We start from the raw sequence: 19,628 nt of genomic DNA, 5'->3' as shown, positions 1-19,628 counted from the left end.
AAGTCTCCTGTTGATAGGCAATCAGCGCCACAGCCCGCTCGGGCGCCAGCGCGGTGGGCGCGGCGTCAAAGCGGATTCCGGCAAGAAATGGGGCGCGTGGAGTGGCAACGCTGATGCTGGCCCAGGCGCCAACGTCAGTAGGCGTGAGATGCGTTCTTGCGTGGCCGGATGCGTGCGCAACCAGGAGGGTTCGGGATTGCCCCATCCCGGCCACAACCAGGCGCGCCAGGAGCGGCTGACCCGCTCGATTTTCGCCAGCGCGGACGCAAGCCCCTGCGGGTCGCCAGTCAGTTCCGCAGCGTGGCGGTCAGCGTCGAACTCACGCACGCGAGACAAGCCGAGCTGTGCGAGCAGGGCCAGCTGGGGCGAGGCGGCCAGCAGAAGCAGTCCAGGCCAATTGACCGCCACCGCGCCGGCCAGCAGTGCGGGCAAGCTGAACACAATAGCGATCTGTCCGACCATAGCCAGCAGGCTCGTGAGGCGACTGACGGAATCCGCCAGCCCCATGACACGCAGATCCTCATTGGCGATGTGCGCGACCTCGTGCGCGAGCACACCCGCGAGCTCGCGTGGGCTCAGGCTGCGCAGCAGGCCATCGGTGAGGGCGATCGATGCATGCTGCTTCGAGCCGGTGGCGAAGGCGTTGACGACGGCACTGGGCACGTAGTGCGGCACCGGCGTGGCGGGCAAACCGGCACGGGCGGACAGCTCGCGCAACAGGGCCCAAATCTCGGGGGCTTCGTGCGGGTGCAAAGCCCGTGCGCGGTACAGGCGCAAGGTCAAGGCGGATGCGGCTGCCGGTTCCAGCAACAACGTGCCTGCAACTGCAAACAGCGCGAGCCACAGGCCGCTTTCCCCGAACAGCAGGCTTCCTGCGGTGGCTGCGATCCCGATCAGGGTCAGGACCAACAGCCCAGTCTGCAGGCGGTTGAGCCAGCGGTGTTGCAACAACGCCGCGCGCGGGTCACCGGGATGATGACGGGTCATGCTCAGATGTCTCGGCGACGCGGTCGTCGCGCTCGCGCATCAGCCAGTAAGTGGCACCGAGCGCCAGTGTGGCTCCTGCAAGCGCGGCGATTTTGGCGGGACTCGTGTCGGGGTCGAGGACCACGAACTTGCGTGCCAGCGCGATCAGACCGATGAGGATCACGGTCTTGACCTGGACGATGCTGTCCCGACGCAGCGCCACGCGCACGATGGAATGCTTGAACTCCATCGCAATCAAAAGTGTCATGATCATGCCGAACACGCTCTGGAACACCTTGTGGTCCAGGGGATTGAAGGCATCGAGGACCAGCAGCGTGAATACGATAGAGATGAGCTGGAGAAGCGACACCACGATGATGACGGCAATCACCGCCGACAGCACGAGCGCGATGACCCACTCAAAGCGCTCGTAAAAACTCATGATGGCCCACTGGTCACGCAAGACCTGAAATGGGTTGAGGCGTGTTGATTTCATGAAGATGGACTCCCTGCGAAATTGCCGCTGACGGGACGATGGCGCATTGCACTGATGCTTCGTTCGACTATCTCGGCCGGCATGTCCAGCGCCGACATTGCCTGGTCCGTCAGCCCAAGGGCTGCGGCAAAGGACTGCTGATAACCCAGCAAGGTGGGCACTCCGAACGCAGCCGGCATCACGGCCGCCACACTGCACCCCGCTAGCAATATCAGCGTGACGCTCAGCAGGCCCAGCATCGATCAGCGCCCAACCTGCGCCGTCGCCCAGCGCACGATGTCCTGCGCGCCCATGGCGCCCGCCTGACGCCCAATCTCCCGCCCACCTTGGAACAGGGCCAGCGTCGGAATGCTGCGGATACCGAACTGCGCGGCCAGGTGGGGCTCAGCCTCGGTGTTCACCTTCGCCAGCCTGATACTGGGTTCGAGCTGGCGCGCCGCTTGCTGAAACTGCGGTGCCATCATCTTGCAAGGCCCGCACCACGGCGCCCAGAAATCGACAAGCAAAGGAAGATCGCTGCGCTCCACGTGGCGCCCGAATGTCGCCGTGGTCAACTCGATGGGCTCGCCCGTGAACAAGGGCTGCTGGCAGCGGCCACAGTTAGGTTGATCCGCGAGCTTGGCGGCCGGCACACGGTTGATGGACTGGCAATGCGGGCAGACGATGTGAAGGTGTTCGCTCATGGTGTGGCCCCTTGGGATGTAGAGAGTGAGGTTTCGGACTGGGGGGGCGCCGACTCGCGGGATTCGGACTTCAGCCCCTGGGTCAGCTGACGGATGTCGTTTTCGTCCAGGGTTTCCCGCGCCAGCAGTTCGCGCGCGCAGCGCTCCAGCACCGCGCGGTTGGTATCGAGAATCCGGTAGGCGCGCTCGAACACGCCCATCACGATGTCGCGGATCGCCTGATCGATGCGCGCCTGGGTGGATTCCGCCACCCGGCAACCACCTTGGGCCAGCTCGGGACGTCGAGAAAACGCGGCCGCTGCGCCTCAAACGCGATGTAGCCGAGTCCCTCGTCCATGCCAAAGCGGGTGATCATGTCGCGGGCAATGTCGGTGGCCCGTGCGAGGTCATCGGCAGCCCCGGTGGACAGCTCGCCGAACACGAGCTTCTCGGCCGCACGACCGCCCAGCAGCACGGCGATCTTGTGTTCCAGATCGGCGCGCGTCATCAGGAAGCGGTCTTCGGTGGGGCGTTGCAGCGTGTAGCCCAGCGCGCCGATGCCGCGCGGGATGATCGAGATCTTGTGCACGGGGTCGGTGCCGGGCAGCGCCAGCGCCACCAGCGCATGGCCCATCTCGTGATAGGCCACGGTTTCCCGCTCCTTGGGATTGAGCACTCGGTTCTTCTTCTCCAGGCCCGCCACGATGCGCTCGATGGCGGCGGTGAAATCCTGCAACTCCACGGCGGACGCTTTGCGCCGGGTCGCGGCCAGCGCGGCCTCGTTGACCAGGTTCGCGAGGTCTGCACCCGAAAAGCCGGTCGTCAACGCCGCGACTTGTTCGAGATCGACATCACTGGCCAGGGTAACCTTCTTGACGTGCACCTTCAGGATATCGAGACGGCCTTTCTTATCGGGACGGTCCACCAGCACCTGGCGGTCGAAGCGACCGGCGCGCAAAAGCGCCTGATCGAGAATTTCAGGCCGGTTGGTGGCGGCGAGAATGATGAGCCCCACTGAACTGTCGAAACCATCCATCTCGGTCAGGAGCTGGTTGAGAGTTTGCTCGCGCTCGTCGTGGCCGCCGATGGGGCCTCCTACGCCGCGCGCACGGCCCAGCGCGTCGAGTTCGTCGATGAAGATGATGGCCGGCGCCTGCGCGCGGGCCTGCTCGAACAGGTCGCGCACGCGCGCCGCCCCCACGCCGACGAACATCTCGACGAACTCCGAGCCGGAGATGGAAAAGAATGGCACCCCAGCTTCGCCCGCGACGGCTTTGGCGAGCAGTGTCTTGCCGGTGCCGGGCGGCCCCACCAGCAGCACACCTTTCGGGATGCGCGCCCCGAGACGACCGTAGTCCTGCGGGTGCTTCAGGAAGTCGACGATCTCGACCAGTTCGGCCTTGGCTTCATCGACGCCCGCGACATCGGCGAAGGTGACGCCCGTGTTCTTCTCCATGAACACCTTGGCGCGACTCTTGCCGATGCTCATGAAACCACCGATGCCCTGCTTCTCGGCGAAGCGGCGGAACAGGAAGAACCAGACGCCGAAGAAAGCCACGGCCGGCAGAATCCAGGAGAGCACATCACGCAGCCAGGTGCTTTCCACCACTCGCGCGTAGGACACATCGTATTTCGACAGCTGCTCGGCCAGGTCGGGTTCGACGCGGGTGGCCACGATGGTGGTCTTGCCCCGGCTGTCCGGCGACTTCAGGCGCCCGGTGACCGTGCGGTCCGACACCAGCACTTCGGCGAGGCGCCCCTCGGCCAGCGCCTTCTCGAATTCGCTGTAGGGCACGGGCTCGACAGTCTTGGCCGCCTGCCAGTAGTTCTGCAGCGTCAGCAGCAACAGGCCGGCGACGATCCAGTAGCCAATGTTCCATTGATCTTTCTTTTCCATGGGCAATGTTCCTCGCAAGTCGTGTCGCTAGAGAATGGGGGTGAACAGACGGGCCACCCCGTCGCGCAAGCGGATGGCCAGCGGGCGGGCGCGTAACGCCATGGCCGACATCTCGTTCGATGCATCACGGGCGGCATCAAAAAGGGATTCCAGCCGCGTAGACAGCGCGGTGTCGTACACCTCCACATTGAACTCGAAGTTGAGGCGCAGGCTGCGCGCATCCCAATTGGCCGAACCCAGGCAGCACCACTGGCCGTCTATCAGCATCAGCTTGCTGTGGTCAAACGGGCCAGGCCGTTCGAAGATGCGTACACCGTGCTCCAGCACCTGCCAGTAGTGGGCGCGCGCGGCCCATTGCACCGTGGGATGGTCGCCGTTTGCGGGAGTCAGCACCTCGACGCGCACGCCGCGCAACGCGGCCGTGCTCAGCGCCGCGATCATCGGCTGATCGGGCACGAAGTAAGGTGTCCAGATGCGCACCGAATGCTTCGCCGCGCTCAAAGCGCCCATGAAGGTCCAGCGCATCCTGTCCAGGGCCTCATCGGGACCGGCCTCGATGCCGCGCGCCCAAGAGGTTCCTTGCTCATCAGCCGTTGCGGGCGGTTCGCCCCAGAAACCCTTGCTGAGCCGCTCGCCCGTGGTATCGCACCAATCATCGGTGAAGCACCGCATCAGATGCGCAACCACCGGCCCGCGCAGACGAAAGTGCAAATCGTGACAGGCCTGCTCCGGCGCATCGGGCCGCCAATACGGGCTGAAGATGTTCATGCCGCCGGTGAAACCCGTCTCGCCATCGATCACCAGCAGCTTGCGGTGATTGCGCAGATGCGCGGCATGCAGGCGCGCGGGAATCAACGTCGGGTTGAACGTCGCCGCCGGAACGCCGGCGCGTTGCAAGGCGCGGTAGGCGCTGCGGGGCCTCCAGCGGGCATAGACGTCGTCGATCAGCACCCGCACTTGCACGCCGCGCTCATGAGCCCGGCGCAGCGCATCGACGAACTGCGCCCCGATGCCTTGGCTGTCGAAGATGTACGAAGCCAGCGCGACGCTGTGCCGCGCCGACTCGATGGCAGCGAGCATGGCCGGGTAGGCCTGCTCGCCATCGACGAGCGGCTCGATGCGGTTGCCGCTGGTCAGCGACTGGCCGGTGGCACGTCCCACCAGGTGCGCCAGGCCGGCAAACGGCGCCGATACGGCCTGGGGCATCGTAGGCGCGAGGTCCTGCCGAACAGCAGGATCTGCCCCCGGAAACAGCCGCCGCGCCCGCCGCTGGTAACGGTTGATGCCGAACAGCCCATACAGCAGCGAACCGCCCAGCGGCAACAGCGCGATCAGCAGCACCCACAGCGTGGCCGATCGAGGGTCACGCTTGTAGATGACCGCGTGCCCCGCTGTGGGGATAGCGACCGCCAGCGACACGAGGGTGGCTGCCCATGTCAGCCCGTTGGGGTCGGACACGACAGCCTCCCCATGACTCAAGATTCGCCGCCCGCTGACTTCTTCTTGCGCGCAGGCTTGCTCGCGTCGCTCGGCGGCGTCTCGGCCACGTTCGCGGCATCGGGCTTCTCAGGCTCGGCCGGCTTCGCGGGTGGCTCCTGGCGCTCGAAGACCACCCGTTCGGCCTTGTCGTCCCAGCGGGCGCTGGCTTGATCGGCCTTGCCGATACCGCCACCCAGCATCTCGCGCGCCAGAGCAGTTTCCAGCTCGCTGCGGATCAGCCGCTTGAGCTCACGCGCGCCGAACTCGGGCTTGTAGCCTTCCTCCGCGAAGTGATCGATCAAGGTCTGATCGAAGGTCAGCGTCACGCCCTGGCTGGCGGCGTTGCGGGCCACACGATCGAGCTGCAGGCCGACGATATGGCGGATCTCCTCCTTGCCCAGCGCATGGAAGACGATGATCTCGTCGATGCGGTTGAGGAACTCGGGGCGGAAGTGTCCGCGCAGCACGTCCATCACCTCGCCCTTGGTCTTCTCGTATTCCTCGCCGGCGGCGCCACGGGCCTTCAGCCGACGCTGGATGATGTCCGAGCCCAAGTTCGAGGTGGCGATGATGATGGTATTGGTGAAATCCACCACCCGGCCCTTGCCGTCGGTGAGCCGCCCGTCGTCGAACACCTGCAGCAGGATGTTGTAGACGTCGGGGTGAGCCTTCTCGATCTCGTCCAGCAGCAACACGCTGTAGGGTTTGCGCCGCACCTTCTCGGTGAGCTGGCCACCCTCGTCGTAGCCGACGTAACCCGGAGGCGCGCCCACCAGGCGTGCCACGGTATGGCGTTCCCCGTACTCGGACATGTCGATGCGCAGCAGCGCACCTTCATCGCCATAGATGGACTCGGCCAGCGCCTTGGCGAGCTCGGTCTTGCCCACGCCGGTCGGCCCGAGGAACAGAAAAGTCGCCACCGGCTTGCTGCCTTCGCGCAGGCCCGCGCGCGACAACCGCACGGCATCGGCCACCGCGCGCACCGCTTCGTCCTGGCCCACCAGGCGCTCGTGCAGCCGCTGCTCCAGATGCAGCAGCTTCTCGCGTTCTTCCACCGTCAGCTCGTTGACCGGAATGCCGGTCAGGCGCGAGACGATCTGCGCGACATGCTCGGCCTTGACTTCGGCGCTGCCCGAGGCGCGCTCGCGTTCCCACTCCTCGACGAGCTTCTTGAGTTCAGTCTCCTTGGCCTCGATGCGCCTGCCCAGCTCGGCGGCCTTGTCGTACTGCTTGCGCGAGGCCACATAGTCCTGCTCACGCCGTAGCTGGTGCAGTTCGGACTCCAGCTCTTGCACCGCCACCGGGCGGGCCGTGGCCGACAGCTTCACGCGTGCGGCCGCCTGGTCGAGCAGGTCGATGGCCTTGTCAGGCAAAAAGCGCGCGGTGATGTAGCGGTCCGACAACTCGGCGGCGGCGATGATCGCATCCTCGGTGATGCTGACCTTGTGGTGCGCCTCGAAGGTGTCGCGCAGGCCGCGCAGGATCATCATGGTCTGCGCTACCGTCGGCTCGGGCACCATCACCGGCTGGAAGCGACGCTCCAGTGCGGCGTCCTTCTCGATGTACTTCTGGTACTCGTTGAGCGTCGTGGCGCCGATCAGGTTCAGTTCGCCGCGCGCCATCATCGGCTTGAACACGTTGGCCACGTCCAGCCCGCCTTCGCCGCCACCCTGGCCTGCACCGACGATGGTGTGCACCTCGTCGATGAAGAGAATCAGCTCGCCCTGGTGCTCGGTCACTTCCTTGAGCACCTTCTGCACGCGCTCCTCGAACTCGCCCCGGTACTTGGCGCCAGCCACCATGGCATTGATGTTGAGTTCCACCAGGCGCTTGTCGCGCAGCGTCTCAGGCACTTCGCCGGCCACCATGCGCTGCGCCAACCCTTCGACGATGGCGGTCTTGCCGACGCCGGGCTCGCCGATCAGCACCGGGTTGTTCTTCTTGCGCCGGGCCAGCACTTCGATGGTCGTCTCGATCTCCTGCGCGCGGCCGATGACCGGATCGAGCTTGCCCTCGCGCGCCATCTTGGTGAGGTCGCGCGAATACTTGTCGAGTTCCGGCGTGTTGGTCGGCGTCTCGGCGCGGCCATCCTCGGCCCCTTTGCCGACCACCTTGCTTACCTGCTGGCGCAGCGCTTGCGGCGTGAGGCCGTAACGGCGCAGCAGGTTGGCCGCCAAACCTTCGCCTTCCTCGGCGAGCCCGATCAGGAAATGCTCCGGCCCGACATAAGAGTGGCCGAGTTCGTTGGAGGCCACGAAAGCACGGCTGAGCGCGTCCTTGACCCGGGGCGACACGCCGATCTCGCCCTCGAACGGCTTATCGCCGCGCTTGGCTTCGGATTCGATCTGGCGCTTAAGGTCATCGACCTTGATCTTGAACTGCCCCAGGATGGTCTTGACCACGTCGCTGTCGGATAGCGCCAGCAGCAGGTGTTCGGTATCGACTTCGGCGCGCCCGAACTCTGCAGCGTGTCGGGCGGCCTCCTGCAATAGGGCCTCGGACTGTTCGCTGATACGGCTGGCGAGCCCACTGCCGCGACGGCGCGCGGTGCCCGTACCGGCCGGGGCGGGTTCGCCGAACGAGGCATCGACGACCTCGTCGGTATCGGCCGCCATGGACGGTGCGTCGTCACCGATGCGGAAGAAGTCGCTGCCAAGGAAGTCTTCGAACAGCCCGCTGCGCGAGCCGAACAAGGCTTCCAGCGGTGAGACGGTGCGCTTTTGCTGGCGCACCAGTTGGCGATAGTGATCGTCACACAACAGCATGGTGCTGTGGCGACCATTGAGATTGGCTTCCACCCGCACCGTGGCGGGCTGGCCGCAGACTTGGCATTGTTTTCTGGCCATGCTGATGCTCCTGTAAAGATTGATCTGACGAGGCACCGCCGATCACGGTGCCTCATCTCTTTGTGGTTTTGAGAAAAACGCGCTGCCCCGCGTCAGCCGTTGATCGGGATCGAGCGCCCCTGCTTGGGCGTACTGGCCTCGCGCTTTTCCATCGTGATCGTGAGCACACCGTTCTTGAAAGCGGCCTTGATCGTGTCCTGGTTGGCATCGGCCGGCAGGTTCAGAGCGCGCTGAAAGCTGCCGTAGGAGCGCTCCACCCGGTGGAAACCGCCGTCTTTCGTTTCCTGCTCCTGACGCTTTTCACCGCGCACCAGCAGCACGTCGTTGTCGAGCGTGATCTGGATGTCTTTTTCCTCGACGCCGGGTACTTCCAGGGCGATCTTGTACTGCTTGTCGGTCTCCTGGATGTCCAGCGCCGGCTTCAGCATGCCCGGCCAGTCCGACGGCCAGCGTGGCATGGCCAGCGTCGGGAAACCGAAGCCTCGAAACGCGTCGTCGAACAGGCGGTCGATATCGCGATGCAATTGCAGGATGGGACTGACGGGCCCACCCGCCACCGGCAGGTCATTGCGCTGCACCGGCAGCGAGGCCGTGCTCTGTTGTTCTTCCTGCTCCTTCTTGAACCAGTTCCAGGGAGCCAATTTCTTGAAATCAAAGTCCATGTCACACCTCCAGAAGAAAAATCGAAGACTCTCGCTCACTCCGTTTGCCTGCGGCGACGGACAGCGCGCCCAGGCGACACGGGATGTTTCGCTGACTTTGGCTGCTCATCTGTGCGTATCACCTCCTTCTTTCTGCCTGCTTGGGTCTGATCATTGATCCATCGATCGATTTCACTTTGACGAAACCGCCATGTCCCGCCCACCTTGAAGGCCGGAATTTCCCCGTGCGCGGCGAGCCGGTAGAGCGTCCGCTTGCCGACTTTCAAGTAGGCAGCCAACTCGTCGAGTGTGCAGATCGCCTGCTGGCGCGCTGTCATACCACCCCCACAAGTTCCGTCGTAACGCGGCCTCGCCTGAGGAAATTCTTGCAAGACTTTGCAAGATATTGCGCCTAACATGCCGAAATTCAAGAGTCAACATCCAGCGACCTGAACCGCCCCGGTTTCTGAGGAGGCTCCTTCATTTGAGAAGATGGAGCCAAGATGAGGAAGTCGAAGTTTTCCCCCGAGGTGCGCGAGCGCGCGGTGCGCATGGTGCTGGAGCACCGTGGCGAACATGCGTCGCAGTGGGCGTGCATTGAATCCATCGCTGGCAAGATCGGCTGCACAGCCCAGACGCTGGACAACTGGATCAAGCAGCACGAGCGCGACACCGGCCAGCGCGAGGGGCTCACGAGCGAGGATGCACGGCGCATCAAGGATCTCGAGCGAGAGAACCGCGAACTGCGCAAGGCCAACGAGATCCTGAAGCTGGCCAGCGCGTTTTTCGCCCAGGCGGAACTCGACCGCCGCCTGAAGTCCTGAACGCGTTCGTGGACGAGCACCGCCAGCGCCTGGGGGTCGAGTCGATCTGCCGCACCCTGCAGATCGCCCCTTCGGCGTACCGACGACACGCCGCACGGCTGCGCAATCCAAGCCTGCGCTCGCTGCGCACCCAACGAGACAGCACCTTGCTGCCCCGCATCGAGGACGTCTGGCGCAGCAACCTGCAGGTCTATGGGGCCGACAAGGTCTGGCGGCAACTCAACCGCCAAGGCGTTACCGTGGCGCGCTGCACCGTGGAGCGGCTGATGCGCCAGCAAGGCTTGCAGGGCGTGCGCAGGGGCAAGACGCAGCGAACCACGGTGCCCGACCCCAAGGCGGCGTGTCCGCTGGACAAGGTCAACCGGCAGTTCAAGGCCCAGCGACCCAACCAGCTCTGGGTCTCGGACTTCACCTACGTCTCGACCTGGCAGGGCTGGGTGTACGTGGCCTTCGTGGTGGACGTGTTCAGCCGGCGCATCGTGGGCTGGCGCCAGAGCAGTTCGATGCACACCGAGTTCGTGCTCGATGCGCTGGAGCAGGCGCTGTACGACCGCAAGCCGTCCGAAGGCGATGGCCTGGTGCATCACTCGGACAGAGGATCGCAATACCTGTCGATTCGCTACAGCGAGCGGCTGGCCGAGGCGGGCATCGAGCCTTCCGTGGGCAGCAAGGGCGACTCTTACGACAACGCCCTGGCCGAGACGATCAACGGGCTCTACAAGGCCGAAGTGATCCACCGCAGGGGGCCGTGGAAGACCAAGCAGGCGGTGGAACTGGCCACCTTGGAGTGGGTGTCCTGGTTCAACCACCACCGCTTGATGGGGCCGCTGGGCTACGTGCCCCCGGCCGAGTTCGAGGCGAACTACCATCGCCAACGCGCTGGTCAGGCCGCGACTGCCTGACTCAAACCAACTGGCCTCCGCGATTCCCGGGGCGGTTCAACCTGCTGGGCGATTGATGTGACTCAAATTTCCAGAGAGGGTGTGCTGGGGCAGTCCGATCCGGCGATAGGTAAAGGTTTGATCGGGAGCCTACAAGTGCTGGCGCATAGGAATTTCAAACGGTCTGGTCTGTGAAAAGCCTGGAAAGCCCGACTCAGCCCTGGGTGGGCAGCCGATGCCTGCCTGGATGGCTTGGAACTGGCGCCTGGGCCGTTGCCTTGTCTGGATTCGGCCCGCCCTGACGGCTCGCCTCGCGCTCGTTGGGCCTTGATCTCGGGGTTGACCCTGTGTTTTCCGCCATCCAGTCCGCACGCGGGCGCAGCGCCACCGGCCACTGGCGCCAGGCTGCGCAGCCCTTTGTGATGTGTACGGTGTCCGGGACGGTCGACGCGGCTCAGGCGGCTTCAGTCTTGCCGCGCCTCGCGCGCTCGGCCTCTGGGCGGCGGCTGCGGATCCAGTCCCAGGTGGGTCAGGATCTTCTCGATCACCGGTCGCTCCAGGATGGCCGCGATGATCTTGAGCTCCCCGGCGCCGCAGTTGGGGCAGTGCTGCATGTCGATGTCGAACACGCGCTTGAGTAGCCGCGCCCAAGCAATTCGGTGCGGTCGGTCCGGCCGGTCCGGGTTAGTCTCGGTCTGGACCACGCATTCGCTGGCGGCAACGGCTGCGGTGGCCCGTTCCTCCACCTCGGGCCCTTGCGGCACCACCAGGGACCGCAGCTTGGCGTTGGGCGCCAGCACGCCGTGGAACCTGATGAGATGCAGACGCGGCCGGGGAACCAGCGCCGCAAGCCGCTGCATGAACTCCAGCGGGCTCAAGACCAGATGCGTCGTGCCGTCGCGCCACGGTGTCTTCAGCTTCAGCTCGACCTGCCCGGCGGCATTGACCTGCACCCGTTCGTCGGAAAGCGCCGGCCGGGTGATGTAGCGGCACAGCTGCTCCAGCCGCTTGGGGTCATGGGCTTCGACCCGCACCGCGGCGTGCAGGCTGAATCCGTCGATGTCGGCGCACAGCGGCTGGCGGGCCGAGTCCTCGCGCGGCATCGCGCCTCTCAGGGTCAGCACCTTCTGCCCGGCGCGCGGCCCGAAGGCGATTCGGTAGGTGATGGCCGCGGCCTGCAGCGGCCGCAGCGTGCGCGCCTCCTCGCCGTCGGCATCCGGCTCGGCCAGGTAGGTCTGGCCCATGTCTTCGACCAGCACGCCCCGGCGCGTGAGCATCTTCATCAGCCGGGCGATGACGGTCTGCAGCAGCGCGTGCAATTCGTCGTCGGTGGGCGCATCCGCCTCAATGAAGGCCGGCGAACCATCGGCGTCGCAGCAGTACACCCCGTCCAGTACCAGACAGTGCAGGTGGATGTTGAGGTTGGCGGCCGAGCCAAAGCGCTGGATCAGCGTGACGGCGCCGCCGTGACCTTCGTCAGCCTTGAGCCCCGCCTGCCGCAGCAGATGTCGCGTGACCACGCGCTGCACCACCTGCAGCACCGGCGTGACCAGTTCCGGCTGCGCGGCCAGCAGCACGCGCAGCGGGATCGGCAGCGACAGCACCCATTGCCGCACCGGCACGTGCGGGATGACGTGGTCGACCAGGTGCGCAGCGGTCTGCGACATGCGCCGGGCGCCGCAAGAGGGGCAGAATCCCCGGCGCTTGCAGCTGAAGGCCAGCAGCTTGTCGTGGCCGCACTCGCCGCAGCGTAGCCGCAGGAATCCATGCGCCAGGATGCCGCACTCGAGGAAGGCGTCGAACTCGTCCTTGATGAACCGCGGCAACTCGGCGTCCGTGCTGGCCTCGGTGTGGGCGATGAAGCTGGCCGCATGCTGCTGGACCAGGCGGTACAGCGTGGTCTGCTCCGGTCGGTGGCGTTCGTAGTGGAGCCGGCTGGCCAAGCCGGGTAAGGAACCGGGCTGGCGGGCGGCGTGCACGGCATGCAGAGGACTCGATGGGGACCTCTACCGTCCCAGCATCGCCCTGCACTCGCCATCGCCCTTCGGTCGGGCTTGTGGGTGCAAGAAGATGGCCCTCCACCGGGTGCAGCCGGTTGGGGTGGGCCAGCCCCGGCGGGAGTCCGTCGTTCACCTTAGTGCCGATATCCCCGTGCTTTTGAGGTCGTTCCTGGCCGACGCCATCGTCACATCGCTTCAGGATCCACGCTCCCCCTGGAGCGACGCATGTGGGAGATCTACGCCTACCAGAACGCCGACAGCCTGTTCGGCATCTTCAACGCTGCGGCAACCATCCACGGCTCTGGCGACTACATGGCGGCGGTCGCCGCCGTGGCCTTCTGCGGGTTCATCGCGGCGCTGGTGGCCTACGCCTTCGCGCCCGAGAAGCTGCAGGGCTGGAAGTGGCTGGCCACGGTGCTGCTGGTGTTCTCCGTCCTCATCGTTGGTGGTGGCCAACGTCCCCTTCGGCGTGGCCTTCCTCGGCAGCGTCACCAGCACGGTCGGGCACACGCTCACGGGCCTGTTCGAGACGGCATTCCAGGTCATCCCGGGTGTCGGCGCCCTGCCGAGCGAACTGAGCTACGAGAAGAACGGCCTGATGTTCGGCAACCGCCTCATCCGGGAGACTGGAGGCGTCGCCTTCCAGGATCCGAACTTCCGCACGGACCTGGTCAACTTCATCCACAACTGCACGATGTACGACCTGATCGACGGCACGGTCGATCCGGGCACGTTCTCGAGCTCGGACGACGTGTGGGCGCTGATGGCATCGCCCAACCCGGCCCGCTTCACGACCCTGACCAGCGCCGGCGGCTCGATCACCGTCGACACCTGCCCGAATGCCTACACGAACCTCAACGGTCGGCTTCCCGCGCAGCTGACCCGCATCCAGGGCAAGCTCGCCTTCCAGCTGAATCCGACGCTGCCGGCGGCAGCCGCCAATGCCGCCATCGCCGGGCAGATCCAGCAGGCCTACCTGAAGAACAGCATCGCGACCGCGGCAGCGACAGCGGCCGACCTGATCCGCCAGAACGCAGTGCTCAATGCGATCAACGACACCAGCAACATCATCGGTCAGAAGGTGAACGACCCGGCGGCCATGGTGCTGGCTGTCGGGCGGGCGCAGTCCGTGGCGCAGCAGAACGCGGCCTGGCTGAACGCCGGCAAGGTCGCCGAGCAGGCGCTGCCGGTGTTCCGCAACGTGATCGAGGCCATCACCTACGCGCTGTTCCCCCTCCTCGTCCTGCTGATGCTGCTGACCAGCGGGCGCGAGACCATGCTGGCCTTCAAGGGCTATGCCGCGGTGCTGATCTGGATCCAGCTTTGGCCACCGCTGTACGCCGTGCTCAACTACATGGCATCCATCTATGCCGCCTACGACCTCGCGGCAGCAGCCGACCTTGGCAGCGGCGCCAAGGCTCTGTCGCTGCAGACGGCATCGACGATCTACTCCCGGGCGATCTCCGGCGAGGCCGTTGTCGGCTACCTCGCCATCAGCATCCCGTTCATCGCCTGGGCGGCGCTCAAGCGGATGGAGACCTTTGGCACCGCGCTGGTGGGCGGCCTCTCAGGCCTGCAGTCGATGGTGGCCGGCGCCACGGCAGGTGCCGCCGCGGGCAACCTGAGCATGGGCAATGTCTCGATGGACCAGATCCGGCTTGCGCCGAACCGGACGTCCGCGTTCATGAGCAACTGGCAGAACGACATCAGCGGCAACACCTTCTCGTCGAACATGCTGACCGGCCGGACCGCCGTGAGCCTGCTGCGCAACCAGGGCTACGCGTCCCGGGTCGTCTCGATGCGTGTGAGCGAGCAGGACGTGCAGGACGCGAGCCGCCAGGTCGACGCAGCCCGCAGCGAGGCGGTCGCTGCCAGCACCGAGCGTTCGGCGGTGCTGTCCGAGGCATTCACCAAGGGCTTGGCAAAGCTGAAGTCATCGCGGAGCAGCACGGGGTCGACATCCAGCAGCTTCGAGCAGTTGGGGCAGACGCTGAACCGGTTGGACCAGATCACGAGGAGCGTCGCCGACAGCACGGGGATGAGCCAGTCGCAAGTCGCACGAATCGCTTTCGGCGCCTCTGGTCATCTCGGTGTCTCCACACCAGTTGCCGGCGCTCGAGCAACTGCCAACGCAGAGAAGGGATACCTGGCGGGGCTTTCGGCAGACCAGCAGAGGGTACTGGGCGCCTTGACCTCGGAGCAGTTGGCCGAGTTCAAGCAGTTCGGCGACCGAGTGTCCCGCGACTCAAGCTTCGCGTCGGTTGTCGCATCTGACGCCCGCGAGGCACGTGAACTGTCTTCACGCTTGAACTCGAGCTCTACCCGGAGTTCGCGCGCCGAGGCCGGTCTCTCAGATCGGAGCGCCTATGCGGAGCGCGTGAGCGCAGCCTATGAACGGGGTGAGGTGATCGCGCTCGACATTGCCCAGGACCCGCACAACCTCGCCATGTTCACACGGTACGCCGAGCAGTACGGTGGCACGAGTGCCGCCGCCCGTGCCCTGATGGAGGCCGAGCTTGCTAGGCAGTCACTCGGACCGAACCGGACCCTCTCTGACGGTACTGCCGTGCCGCTGTCATTTGAGTCCCTCAGGACGCAACATGCGCGTCAGGTCAATCAGCTGGCCGAGGGCCCAGATGTCGAGAGCGTGAAACGCACTGGCGATGCTGCAGTCGCTCGCCAGCCCGGTCTGCCATCTGGAGCTGTACCTCCACCGATTGCGCCCGGCACACTCCGTGACGCAGTTTCACGGCGCGGCCAGGCGATCCGCGAAGGTGTTCAGCAACAGAGCGGCGCGTTGAACTCGGCTGCTGACGCCGGGCGAAGCGAGGATGGAACCTTGGTTGCAGGGCAATCACTGCTCAAGCGCGCCGCCAAGCAAGTAGCTGCGGATGCCAAGGAGTCCGCCGAGGGCGCTGCCGACGCAGTGAAGGACCTGCTGAAGCGAAGGTAGTCAGGCCAGCCGGTCCGGATCGTGGATGTGCTGATCCGGCGGCGGCGATGGTGGCTTCATGAGCGGCGGGTGGCCCCTGTCCCGCCAGTAGTTGGCTGCGATGTCGGCCGTAGACGTTCCCATTCCAGGAATATCGTGACCAGTATCGACATCGTTTCGGGTCGCTCGCGCCTTGCGCCGGAACAGCGCACCACCTATTGCGATCCCAAACAGCGCAGCAATGCCTGCCAGCACGACCTGCGTTCCCACTCCGCTGTCAGCCCCAGACGTCCAGCCGACTGCTGCAAATGCAGCAACGACCAACAAGAGAAGGAGGCGTCTCATGGTCTCCTCACAAACGTCAATTGCAGGACGCACAGTGTGAATTACGTGATCGCAAAAAGCGGCTACAGGCTGTTCCGGGACCGAGGCCGCTACGCAGCCGACGCAGGCGCCTTCATGCAGGTGGCGCGCAACCTTCTGTTCGATGCGTCCCGTCTGCAGTCCGATCCTTCTCGCGAGGTCTGCCCAGCGGCTTGGTCTTGAGTTCGTCCAAATAGTCCGCCCAAGCCTTCATCATCTCGCGCCGCTGTTCGATGAACTCCGCCCTGTCGTAGGCAGCGCCCAGCGGGCCGGACTTCCCATGTGCCAGCTGCGCCTCGATCACGTCCGGCGCCACGTTGAGCCGCTCCACCATCACGGTACGGGCCATCGCCCGGAATCCATGGGGAGTCATCGTCTCGTTGTCGAAGCCCAGCCGGCGCAGGGCAACGCGGACCGTGTTCTCGCTCATCGGCCGCTTGGCACTGATCAGGGACGGAAACACGTATCGCCCTCGGCCGGTCAGCGGCATCAGGTCCTTCAGAGCGTCTACAGCCTGGGTGGCGAGCGGAACCAGATGCGGCCTTCCGTTGATCTTCTCCCGCTTTGTCCGCTTCATCTTGGCGGAGGGTATCGCCCACATCCTTGCCTCGAGATCCAGCTCGGCCCACTCCATCTGCCGGATGTTCCCTGGCCGCTGGAAGAGCAGCGCCGACAGAAGCAGTGCCGCCCGGGTAACGGGGTGACCGTGGTAGCTGTCGATCGCGCGCATCAAGTCGCCGACCTGATCCGGTTCGACGATCGCCGAGACGTGTCTGGTCAGCACCGGCTTCAGTGCGCCGCGCAGATCCGAAGCGGGGCTGCGCTCACAACGTCCGGTGGCAACGCCATATCGAAACACCTGCCCGCAGGCTTCCAGCAGAGAGTGTGGCAGTTCGCGCGTGCCACGTGCCTCGACGCGCCGCAGCGTCTGCAGCAGCATCGGTGCGCCGATCTGGGAGAGCGGAAGCTTGCCCAGCCAGGGGAAGATGTCCTTCTCGAGGCGCTCCATCCAGCGCTTGGCGTAGTGATCGCTCCAGCCGACCTTCTTGGTCGCGTGGAACTCACGCGCGGTCACCTCGAAGCTGGCGTTGGCGTCGAACCGGGAACTGAGGCGCTCCACCTGCCGCGTGAGCACCGGATCTGCGCCGGACTGATGTTGCTTGCGCGCATCATCACGTGCGACCCTGGCCTCCTTCAGACCCAGATCTGGATAGGCCCCGAGGGCAAGGCGCTTCTCCTTCCCGTCGAAGCGGTACTTCCAGAACCAGCGCTTGGACCCAGAGGGCGAGACCTCCAGGTACAGACCGCCGGAATCGGCCAGGCGCACGCGGGGCCTACCCGCGTCGCAACTCGCGTTCTTGCACTGCTTGTCGGTGAGCATGGGGGAACAAAACGTCAAATGGCTGCGAACACGCCATTTGTTCCCCCAGATGTTCCCCCAACTTCGCTGCGCTGCCGTGGGACGACAGGAGCCTTCCTGACTCAAGCGACTGTCTAAGTCGTTGATTTAGCGGGAAGTTCGGTCCGGCATGGGACCTGATGAAACGCTGGGATGGGGTGGCTGATGGGACTCGAACCCACGACGACCAGAATCACAATCTGGGACTCTACCAACTGAGCTACAGCCACCGCAGAGCCTGAAATTATAGCCGGGTTCCGCCTGGGTCGTCCAGATGCCCGCCTCGGCAAGGCCAGCGCTCAGCGGGTGAGCGGCTGGGTCTTGACCTTGAAGCGCTGCTTCAGCGATTCATAGTAGGCCTGGGTTTCGGCCGCGCCCCAGACTTGCGCATACTGAGCTTCAAGCTGCTCGCCGCCGGGCCGGGTGTCGCGGCCCAGGACCTTGTTCACGCGCACCACGGCATATCCGGTGCTGCCCAGGTCCACGCCCACCCAGGCCGGCAGTGTGTCGGGCGACGCGGCCAGGGCAGCGCGCAGCACATCCGGGGGCAGTTCACCTGCGTCCAGGCGCGATACCGTCTTGCTCACGCCCAAAGCGGCGCTCTCGGGTGCGGCCTTCCACGCCGCGAGCTTCGACTGGCCCTCCTGGCGGGCCTGCTCGGCCGCCTTGCGTGCCACCACCCGCTCGCGCACCTGCGCACGGACTTCTTCCAGGGGCAGGGTGCGCGCCGGCGAGTGCTCGACGATGCGGGCCGACACGAGTTGCCCCGAGCCCACCTCGATCGCCTGGGTGTTGCGCTTGGTGCTCAGGCTGTCAGGACTGAACAGAGCCTCCAGCAGACGGGCGCTGGCGAGCGGGCCTTCCGCCCCGGGTGCGGGGGTGCGTTCGACGCGCTCGGCCTTGCGCACCGGCAGGCGCAGCGCATCGGCCGCAGGCTGCAGGCTGTCGGGCTGCTCATAGACCAGGTTGCTGAACTGCTCGGCCACTTCGGCGAAGCGCGTCTGCGCCAGCTGAGCGCGCACGGTCTTCTCGATCTCATCGCGCACCGTCTCGTAGGGCTTGCGTTCACCACCACGCACCGCAGTGACGCGGATGATGTGCACACCGAAGTCGGTTTCGACCAGGCCGCTGGTTTCGCCCGGCTTGAGCGAGAAGGCCGCGTCTTCGAAGGGCTGGACCATGGCGCCGCGTCCGAAGAAGTCGAGATCGCCACCGTTCGCTGCGGAACCCGGATCCTGCGAATGCTGGCGCGCCAGTTCGGCGAAGGCCTCGGGCCGGGCCTTGAGCTGGTCCAGCAACTCCTGGGCCTTGGCGCGCGCGGCATCCCGCTGGCCCGGCTCAGCCCGGATCAGGATGTGGCTGGCGCGGCGCTCCTCCGGCGTGGAGTAGCGCGAGATGTTCTCTTCGTAGTACTTGCGCAGATCGTCTTCCGATACCGAAATGCCTTGCTGGACGGCCTCGCTGTCCAGCACGAGATATTCGATCGAGGCGTGCTCGCGGGAGAGAAACTGCGCCGCGTTGGCCGGATCGCCGTAGTAGGCGGCGATTTCCTCTTCAGTGGGCTGGATGCGGGAGGCATAGTCCGAGGCGGCAAACAGCGTCCATTGCACGTCACGCGCCTGAAGGAAGGCATCGATGGCCTGGTCGCGCACGCTGCGGCCCGCCGTGGCGCTCGCCGACAGGGGCGCCATCACCTGGCGCAGCGAGAGATCGCGGCGCAGGCTTTCCGTGAACTGCTGGGAACTGAGGCCCTGGGCCGAGAGGATTTCCTGGTTGACGGTGCCATCGGGCCGGCGCAGGAACTCGAACTGCGGGTCGCTCTGGAAGATGCGGCGCACGCGCTCGTCGCCGGTGACCAGGTGGAGCTTGTCAGCCGCCAAGGCCATGACCCGTTCGCGCACCAGGGAATCCAGCGTGCTCTGCTTCATCTCGGGCGTGTCGAGCATGCCGAGGTCCACACCCGGCATCTGCTGGCGCACGCGTTCGATGGACCGCCGGTGGGCCGCATCCAGCTCGCCCTGGGTGATCTCTTGCCCCGCCACGGTGGCCACCACCTGCCGGCCCTCCCGGAACTGGGTGTATCCATCCAGACCGAAGAACACAAAGGACGGGATGATCAACAACAACAGCACGAAAAACAGGACACGGGAGTTGTTGCGAATGGCGTCGAACATCGAACGGACCTCTTGGGTGGGCGGCAGGCCGGCCGCAGAAAGGGAATCAGCCTTCAGAGACAACAAAG

Annotated in this window: 14 protein-coding genes, 1 tRNA gene, 1 pseudogene and 1 other annotated feature; of the genes and pseudogenes, 2 read left to right on the top strand and 14 right to left on the bottom strand. The window is 65.4% G+C overall.

All coding sequences use genetic code 11. From position 1 onward, the window contains the following. Positions 1-21: 21 nt before the first annotated feature. The 9 genes and pseudogenes from C1704_RS06485 to C1704_RS06445 all read right to left on the bottom strand — a co-directional run bounded on the left by C1704_RS06485 (position 22) and on the right by C1704_RS06445 (position 9,325). The gene (locus C1704_RS06485) at positions 22-987 is read right to left on the bottom strand and encodes a zinc metalloprotease HtpX (RefSeq protein WP_104301919.1); all 966 of its coding nucleotides are present in this window, start codon (positions 985-987) and stop codon (positions 22-24) included. Next, on the bottom strand, positions 965-1,462 hold the full coding sequence (gene psiE-GI / locus C1704_RS06480) for a heat resistance protein PsiE-GI (protein WP_104301918.1): 498 nt from the start codon (positions 1,460-1,462) through the stop codon (positions 965-967). The genes C1704_RS06485 and psiE-GI overlap by 23 nt, the downstream gene beginning before the upstream one ends. Beyond that, the gene (locus tag C1704_RS06475) at positions 1,459-1,701 is read right to left on the bottom strand and encodes a potassium transporter KefB (protein ID WP_104301917.1); all 243 of its coding nucleotides are present in this window, start codon (positions 1,699-1,701) and stop codon (positions 1,459-1,461) included. Before C1704_RS06475 ends, psiE-GI begins: the two co-directional genes overlap by 4 nt. A gap of 3 nt (positions 1,702-1,704) precedes the next feature. Beyond that, a complete protein-coding gene (gene trx-GI / locus C1704_RS06470) occupies positions 1,705-2,145 on the bottom strand; it encodes a heat resistance system thioredoxin Trx-GI (RefSeq protein ID WP_104301916.1) in 441 nt (146 codons plus the stop codon). Continuing rightward, a pseudogene (gene ftsH / locus C1704_RS06465) lies at positions 2,142-4,021 on the bottom strand (ATP-dependent zinc metalloprotease FtsH). Before ftsH ends, trx-GI begins: the two are co-directional and overlap by 4 nt. Positions 4,022-4,048: 27 nt before the next feature. Continuing rightward, positions 4,049-5,479, bottom strand: coding sequence for a cardiolipin synthase (gene cls, locus C1704_RS06460; RefSeq protein ID WP_104301915.1), 1,431 nt, complete (start codon positions 5,477-5,479; stop codon positions 4,049-4,051). Positions 5,480-5,496: 17 nt separating this feature from the next. Beyond that, positions 5,497-8,346 carry a heat shock survival AAA family ATPase ClpK gene (gene clpK, locus C1704_RS06455; protein WP_104301914.1) on the bottom strand — a complete coding sequence of 950 codons (2,850 nt, stop codon included), beginning with the start codon at positions 8,344-8,346 and terminating at the stop codon, positions 5,497-5,499. Positions 8,347-8,438: 92 nt separating this feature from the next. Beyond that, positions 8,439-9,008 (bottom strand): Hsp20/alpha crystallin family protein, encoded by a 570-nt coding sequence (locus C1704_RS06450; protein ID WP_104301913.1) that lies wholly within the window; start codon positions 9,006-9,008, stop codon positions 8,439-8,441. 35 nt (positions 9,009-9,043) lie between these two features. Continuing rightward, positions 9,044-9,325 (bottom strand): helix-turn-helix domain-containing protein, encoded by a 282-nt coding sequence (locus C1704_RS06445; protein WP_104301912.1) that lies wholly within the window; start codon positions 9,323-9,325, stop codon positions 9,044-9,046. Between the two features lie 165 nt (positions 9,326-9,490). Here C1704_RS06445 and C1704_RS06440 point away from each other — a divergent pair. After that, positions 9,491-10,713, top strand: a protein-coding gene (locus C1704_RS06440; protein ID WP_104301911.1) for an IS3 family transposase whose coding sequence is annotated in 2 segments (ribosomal slippage) — positions 9,491-9,776 and positions 9,776-10,713 — 1,224 coding nt in all. Because the reading frame shifts where the segments join, the coding sequence is not laid out codon by codon here. Further along, positions 9,766-9,882: a sequence feature (AL1L pseudoknot), on the top strand. It overlaps the preceding gene by 117 nt. Before the next feature lie 443 nt (positions 10,714-11,156). Here C1704_RS06440 and C1704_RS06435 read toward each other — a convergent pair. After that, positions 11,157-12,635: a transposase gene (locus C1704_RS06435; protein WP_128001230.1), complete on the bottom strand. Its 1,479-nt coding sequence runs from the start codon at positions 12,633-12,635 to the stop codon at positions 11,157-11,159. Between the two features lie 505 nt (positions 12,636-13,140). Between C1704_RS06435 and C1704_RS06430 the strand changes: the two genes are divergently transcribed. Continuing rightward, on the top strand, positions 13,141-15,645 hold the full coding sequence (locus tag C1704_RS06430) for a conjugal transfer protein TraG N-terminal domain-containing protein (protein ID WP_245876397.1): 2,505 nt from the start codon (positions 13,141-13,143) through the stop codon (positions 15,643-15,645). Here C1704_RS06430 and C1704_RS17420 read toward each other — a convergent pair whose 3' ends face one another. The 4 genes from C1704_RS17420 to C1704_RS06415 all read right to left on the bottom strand — a co-directional run bounded on the left by C1704_RS17420 (position 15,646) and on the right by C1704_RS06415 (position 19,560). Beyond that, a complete protein-coding gene (locus C1704_RS17420) occupies positions 15,646-15,969 on the bottom strand; it encodes a hypothetical protein (protein ID WP_146076039.1) in 324 nt (107 codons plus the stop codon). A 112-nt stretch (positions 15,970-16,081) separates the two neighbouring features. After that, positions 16,082-17,368, bottom strand: a complete 1,287-nt coding sequence (locus C1704_RS06425; RefSeq protein ID WP_104301909.1) for a tyrosine-type recombinase/integrase — start codon at positions 17,366-17,368, stop codon at positions 16,082-16,084. A gap of 172 nt (positions 17,369-17,540) precedes the next feature. Continuing rightward, positions 17,541-17,616 (bottom strand) — tRNA-His (locus C1704_RS06420). A 69-nt stretch (positions 17,617-17,685) separates the two neighbouring features. Further along, positions 17,686-19,560 carry a peptidylprolyl isomerase gene (locus C1704_RS06415; protein WP_104301908.1) on the bottom strand — a complete coding sequence of 625 codons (1,875 nt, stop codon included), beginning with the start codon at positions 19,558-19,560 and terminating at the stop codon, positions 17,686-17,688. Positions 19,561-19,628 lie beyond the last annotated feature (68 nt).

This window comes from Caldimonas caldifontis (assembly GCF_002930615.1).
Lineage (GTDB): Bacteria > Pseudomonadota > Gammaproteobacteria > Burkholderiales > Burkholderiaceae_C > Caldimonas > Caldimonas caldifontis.
The sequence above is the reverse complement of the archived record's forward strand: the minus strand, read 5'-3'. Positions and strand labels throughout refer to the sequence as shown.